The organism is Bacillus sp. SIMBA_074 (assembly GCF_046534555.1).
Classification (GTDB): Bacteria; Bacillota; Bacilli; order Bacillales; family Bacillaceae_G; genus Bacillus_A; species Bacillus_A mycoides.
Window position 1 is genome coordinate 1 of record NZ_JAWRYM010000302.1, and the last position, 305, is coordinate 305.

Here is a 305-nt window from a genome sequence, read left to right on the forward strand (position 1 = left end):
AGCGAAGAGTACAAATGCTGATGCAATTCATCCTGGGTACGGTCTTTTATCCGAAAATGAAGCTTTTGCCCGGCGCGTTGGCGAAGAGGGCATCGTATTCATAGGACCTGCACCAAAAGTAATCGGTCAGATGGGCGACAAGCTGACTGCCCGTCATATTATGCAGGCAGCAGGCGTACCAGTAGTTCCAGGGTGCGAAGCGCCGGTCGAAACACCGGACGAAGCAGCAGAAATTGCAGCGGCGATTGGATATCCGGTCATGCTAAAGGCAAGTGCTGGGGGCGGCGGAATCGGCATGCAAATTT

1 protein-coding gene is annotated in these 305 nt (G+C 53.4%); it reads left to right on the forward strand.

Annotation, left to right across the window (positions count from 1 at the left end):
* A partial coding sequence (locus SB773_RS30940) for an ATP-binding protein (protein ID WP_410594071.1) occupies nucleotides 1-305 on the forward strand: 305 nt, incomplete at both ends.